Annotated in this window: 5 protein-coding genes; all 5 read left to right on the top strand. The window is 72.2% G+C overall.

All coding sequences use genetic code 11. The annotated features are described in order from the left end of the window. Positions 1–360: ABC transporter permease (locus tag AOK15_RS29060; protein WP_157870402.1), on the top strand; the 360-nt coding region annotated here is incomplete at its 5' end. Continuing rightward, positions 357–1739, top strand: coding sequence for an aminotransferase class III-fold pyridoxal phosphate-dependent enzyme (locus tag AOK15_RS29055; RefSeq protein WP_055521314.1), 1383 nt, complete (start codon positions 357–359; stop codon positions 1737–1739). The genes AOK15_RS29060 and AOK15_RS29055, both read left to right, overlap by 4 nt. Before the next feature lie 23 nt (positions 1740–1762). Beyond that, positions 1763–2716, top strand: a complete 954-nt coding sequence (locus AOK15_RS29050) for a succinylglutamate desuccinylase/aspartoacylase family protein (protein ID WP_055521313.1) — start codon at positions 1763–1765, stop codon at positions 2714–2716. Beyond that, entirely contained in the window at positions 2713–4173 is a 1461-nt protein-coding gene (locus tag AOK15_RS29045; RefSeq protein ID WP_055521312.1) for an aldehyde dehydrogenase family protein, read from the top strand. Before AOK15_RS29050 ends, AOK15_RS29045 begins: the two co-directional genes overlap by 4 nt. Next, positions 4170–4400, top strand: a 231-nt coding sequence (locus AOK15_RS29040) for an aldo/keto reductase (RefSeq protein ID WP_205632254.1), incomplete at its 3' end; no start/stop codon positions are given. The genes AOK15_RS29045 and AOK15_RS29040, both read left to right, overlap by 4 nt.

Genomic DNA, 4400 nt, shown 5'->3' with positions numbered 1-4400 from the left:
GCCGCCGCCAGCATGGGCGCGGGCCGGCTCACCATCGCCCGGCGCATCACCTTCCCCCTCGCCGCGCCGGGGATGATCGCGGCGGCGATCTTCTCCTTCATCACCAGCTTCGACGAGTTCTACATCTCCCAGTTCCTGTCCTCCGTCGACACCGTCACCCTCCCGGTGCAGGTCTACAACTCCCTCACCTTCGAGATCGACCCCAGCGTCACCGCCGTCAGCGCCATCCTCATCGCCTTCGCCATCCTCGCCCTCGGCCTCGTCGCCCTGGTCCGCTGGCTCGGCTCCGGACGCCAGGAATCCCTCCTCTCCGTCGAGAACACCGTCGGGGTCGCCAACCCCGGAGGTGAGGCCGTATGACCGCCGCCGCCGCTCAGCCGATCGCGGCCACCGCCCAGCGGCACCTGCTGCTGAACATGACCGCCAACGGATCGCTCGGCGCCGAGGGGGACGACCTCCTCGTCGTCCGGCGCGGGGAGGGCCCGTACGTCGACGACACGGACGGCAGGCGCTACATCGACGGCCTGTCGGGGCTGTACTGCTGCCAGCTCGGCTACTCCTACGGCCCCGAGTTCGCCGAGGCCGCCGAACGGCAACTGCGCGAGCTGTGCTACAGCCCGCTGTGGACCGGCTCCGCGCACCCGACGGCGATCGAACTCGCCGAGCGGCTGTCCCGGATCGCCCCCGTCGACATCGAGCACACCTTCTTCTCGAGCGGCGGCGCCGAAGCCGTCGAGACGGCCTGGAAGATCGCCCGCCGCTACCACGCCCTGCGCGGGGAACCGGGCCGGGTCAAGGCGATCGCCCGGCGCGGCGCCTACCACGGGCTGACCGTCGGCACCCTGTCGTTCACCGACGACCCCGGCCTCACGGAGCCGTACGGGCCGCCGGCGATCGACACCCGGTTCGTGTCGAACACCAGCCGCTTCGGCCTCGACCCTCAGTTCGCGGACGACGCGGTGTGGACGGCCTGGCTCCTCGCCGAGGTGGAGGCGACGATCCTGACCGAGGGCCCGGAGACCGTGGCGATGCTCATCGCCGAACCCGTGCAGAACCGGGGCGGCTGCATCACACCGCCCCGGGGCTACTGGCAGGGACTGCGGGCGCTGGCCGACCGCTACGGGTTCCTGCTCGTCGCCGACGAGGTGATCACGGGATTCGGCCGGCTCGGGGAGTGGTTCGGCGGCGACCGCTACGACGCCCGCCCGGACATGGTCACCGTCGCCAAGGGCATCACCTCCGGATACGCGCCCCTGGGCGCGACCCTCGTCGGCACCAAGGTCACCGACGTCCTCAACCGGCCCGGTGTGGTCCTCAACCACGGCTACACCTTCGCCGGGCACCCGCTGAGCGCGGCCGTCGCCCTGCGCAACCTGGAGATCCTGGAGAGGGACCGCGTCCTGGACAACGTCCGCGCCCTCCAGGGTGACCTCGCCCAGCGCATGGCCGCCCTCAAGGACCTGCCGATCGTCGGCGACGTCCGCGGCACCGGGTTCTTCTACTCCTGCGAACTCGTCGGCGACCTCGACGACGGCGGCTTCAGCGACCTGGCCCGCGCCGGTCTGATCGCCGACCTCATCCCGCGCCGGCTGCGCGAGGCCGGCCTGCTCGCCCGCGTCTACAACCGCTCCGCCCCACTGGTCCAGATCGCACCCCCGCTGATCAGCGACCGCGCCGTCCTCGACCGTATCGCCGCGATCATCGCGGGCGTCCTGGCCGAGGCGTCGGCCCGCATCTGATCCACGTCCTGGAAAGGTTCCCCATGTACTCCATAGGTCCGCTGACCGTCGCCCCCGGCGAGCGCGCCACGGGTCTGATCCCGGTCGGCACCAGCAGCTACGGCGTGGAGCTCGGCATTCCGCTGATCGTCGTCAACGGCGCCCTCGACGGCCCCGTCCTGTGTGTGGACGCGGGCGTGCACGGCGACGAGTACGACGGGCAGGAAGCCATCCGCCGTGTGCTCGCCGAGCTCGACCCGGCCACCCTGCGCGGCACCGTCGTCGGCATCCCCTGCCTGAACACCCCCGCCTTCGAGGCCGCCGCCCGCGCCAGCGGCATCGACCACCTCAACCTCAACCGCATCTTCCCCGGTGACGCGGAGGGCTCCTACTCACAGCGGCTGGCCGCCACCTTCGTCGAGCAGGTCGTTCCCGCCGTCGACGCCGTGGTCGACCTGCACACCGGTGGCGCCTACGGCGAGATCGCCCCGCTCGTCATCCTCCAGGGCGGCTACGAGGACCTCGCCACCGACCTGGCCCTCGCGGCCGGACACGAACTGGTCTGGAAGGGCGGCAAGTGGGGCGGCACCGTCCGCCACCCCGTCCTGGAGGCCGGCAAGCCCGCCATCACCATCGAGTGCGGCGGCGCCACCTACCGCGAGACCAACGTCGAGCACCACATGAACTCGATCCGCAACATCCTGCGCCGCCTCGGCCTGACCGACGGTGAGCCGGAACTGCGGGACACCTACACGACGGTCTCCGGGACCTTCGCCCGCTCCGCCGCCGGCGGCTTCTTCGTCGCGCACGCCGAGCCGGGGGAGACCTGCAAGGAAGGCGACCTGATCGCCACCATCACCGACCACTACGGCACCACGCTGGAAGAGGTCCGCGCGCCGCAGGAGGGCATCGTGCTCTGGGTGCGCCGCATCCGCACCGTCCGCCCCGGCGACGAGGTCGTCATCTTCGGCGAGGTGCTCGGGGAGATCCGGCCATGACCAACGAACCGCAGTTGATTGACCTGCTCATCGACGGCAAGCAGGTCCCCGCCGCCGACGGCCGCTCCTTCACCGTCCTCGACCCGTCGAACGGCACGGCGATCGCCCAGGTGGCGCTGGGCGGCAAGGCGGACGTGGACCAGGCGGTGGCCGCCGCCCGCACGGCCTTCACCTCCCCCGAGTGGGCCGGGATGCGGGCCGCCGACCGCGGCCGGATCCTGTACCGGATCGCGGAGGCCATCCGCTACCAGGGTGAGCGGCTGGCCCGGCTGGAGAGCCAGGACGTCGGCAAGCCGCTCCGCCAGGCCAAGAACGACGTCGAGGCGGCGGCCCGCTACTTCGAGTTCTACGCGGGCGTCGCCGACAAGCTCGGCGGCTCGACGGTCCCCCTCGGGCCCGGCCTGCTCGACTACACCGTGCGCGAGCCGATCGGCGTCTCCGGCCAGATCATCCCGTTCAACTACCCGCTCCAGAACACCGCGCGGGGCTCCGCCCCCGCCCTGGCCGCGGGCTGCACGGTGGTGCTCAAGCCGTCGCCGGAGGCACCGCTCACCCCCCTGGAGATCGGCAGGATCGCCCTGGAGTGCGGTCTCCCGCCGGGCGTGCTGAACGTGGTCCCCGGTGACGGCGAGACCGGCGCGGCCCTCGCCGGTCACCCGGACATCAACCAGGTCACCTTCACCGGCTCGGTGCCGACCGGCATCAGGGTCGCCCAGGCCGCCGCCGCCAACGTGGTGCCCTCCGTCACCGAGCTGGGCGGCAAGTCCCCGGTCGTCGTCTTCGCCGACGCCGACTTCGACGCGGCCCTCGGCGCCGTCGCCGCCTCCGCGTTCGGCAACGCCGGGCAGACCTGCTCGGCCGGCACCCGGCTGCTGCTCCAGCGCGGCGCCGAGGAGTTCCTGGACAAGCTGGTCGCGCACGCCGCCTCCCTCAGCGTCGGTCCCGGACTCGGCGATCCGGACGTCGGCCCTCTCGTCGCCGCACGGCAGCGGGACCGGGTCCTCGGCTACCTCGAACTGGCGCGTGAGGAGGGCGCGGTGGCCCGGGCCGGTGGCGGCGCCCCCACCGAGCCCGAGCTGGCCGACGGCTACTACGTCCGGCCGACCGTCCTGACCGGGCTGGACAACCAGGCCCGGTGCGCCCGCGAGGAGATCTTCGGCCCCGTCGTCACCGTCATCGAGTTCGACGACGTGGCCGAGGCCCTGGAGATCGCCAACGACAGCCCGTACGGCCTCGCCTCCTACGTCTGGACCCGCGACATCGACAAGGCGATGCGCCTCGCCGAGGGCATCCGGGCCGGCCAGGTCTACGTCAACGCCACCGGCGTCGGCACGGGCGTCGAACTGCCCTTCGGCGGCTACAAGCACAGCGGCTGGGGCCGGGAGAAGGGCCTCGAAGGACTCGCGAGCTATCTGCAGACCAAGAACGTCTGCATCGGGTTCGGGAACCGGTCATGAGATACCGCACGCTCGGCGAGCGCGGCCCGACCGTCTCGGTGGTCGGCGTGGGCGGCAACAACGTCGGCAGCCGCCTCGACGAGGACGGCACGAAGGCCGTCGTCCACGCCGCGCTCGACGCCGGGATCACCCTGTTCGACACCGCCGACATGTACGGCGGGGCAGGGGACCGGGGCGGTCTGCGCGGCGACGGCGAACGGCTCCTCGGCGCCGCGCTCAAGGGCCAC

This window comes from Streptomyces ossamyceticus (genome assembly GCF_001418475.1).
Taxonomy (GTDB): Bacteria; Actinomycetota; Actinomycetes; order Streptomycetales; family Streptomycetaceae; genus Streptomyces; species Streptomyces ossamyceticus.
Note: the sequence above shows the minus strand (reverse complement) of the source record. Positions and strands in the feature narration are given on the sequence as shown.